Here is a 1,146-nt window from a genome sequence, read left to right as displayed (position 1 = left end):
CGCCGCCGCCGCCGCCGCCGCCCGCGCCGCCGCCGCCGCCGCCACCCCCGTTGCCTGCAGCAATGGCGAGCGTATCGGCAGGAATCACAAAGACCGCATGACCGCCCGCGCCGCCCGTGGCGCCGCTTCCACCGCTGTAGCCGGAACCGCCGCCGCCGCCGCCCGCACCCGTGCCGCCGCCGCCGCCGTTTCCACCATTGCCATAGGCCACGTTCGCGCCGCCCGCGCCACCGTTGCCCGTCCAGCCGCCGCCGCCGCCGCCGCCTGCGCTGCCCGCGCTACCGCCGCTGCCACCGCTGCCTCCGGCGCCCGCTCCGGAAGGCTGGCCATAGCCCAGGGTCCCGGCGGCACCGTTTCCGCCGCCATTTCCTGCGCCGCCGGTGGCGCCTCCAGCACCGGAGCCACCGCCATTCCCGCTGGCGCCGCCCGCGCCCCAGTTCACGGGGTCGCCACCTGCGCCGCCCGCGCCGCCCCAGCCACCGCCGCCGGGTGCGCCGCCGCCGCCGCCGCCGCCCGGCGCAGCGCCCGCGCCGCCGCCGCCGCCCAGCCCGCCGCCCGCGCGCCCTTGGGTCGTGGCCGAAACGTCAAACGCCGCGCCGACATACATGTCTTCGCTGGCCGTCAGGGAAAGCGGCCGGGAACCGGCGATCGTCACCGCACGGCCGTAGGGAATGTCCACGCGCCGGAAATCGAAGACCGCGACGCCGCTCTCCACCCGGCCGTTGTAGACCGTTCCTTCACTCAACAACAACGTAGGGGAAGCGCCGCCCGTGTCGACGAACAGGCTGCCGCCGGGGCTGAGAATCAGGTCGCCCAGCGTGCCGTCGCTTTCATAGATGTCCGCGTGGGCAGCAAGACCCCAGACGGCTGCGACGCCTGCGAACAAGACAGAAAACGCAGCGCGGCGCACACCATGCGGAAAACAGGAACCCCAAGAATGCCCTATCATGACAGGCGTCTCCTTTGGCGCTGATGTTCAACGCCAGTCCCCGCGCGCGTCCTCAGTGTGCGCACAACATGACCGCACCGTGTTTGCGCAGTGAACAAACACATCATCACTCAGCCGCGCGGTCCTGTTGTCCGCTGCTTGCGCGCGTACCCTCTTGCCCTGCGAAATTCGCCTGCCAGTCAATTCCGCAGTATTCA

At 72.1% G+C, this 1,146-nt stretch carries 1 protein-coding gene; it reads right to left on the bottom strand.

The window, feature by feature from the left end; translation table 11 throughout:
- Positions 1 to 949 (bottom strand): hypothetical protein (locus KA184_11220; GenBank protein ID MBP8130137.1); only part of this gene is annotated, 949 nt, incomplete at its 3' end.
- Positions 950 to 1,146: the final 197 nt, after the last annotated feature.

Source organism: Candidatus Hydrogenedentota bacterium (assembly GCA_018005585.1).
Taxonomy (GTDB): Bacteria; Hydrogenedentota; Hydrogenedentia; order Hydrogenedentales; family JAGMZX01; genus JAGMZX01.
The sequence above is the reverse complement of the archived record's forward strand: the minus strand, read 5'-3'. Positions and strand labels throughout refer to the sequence as shown.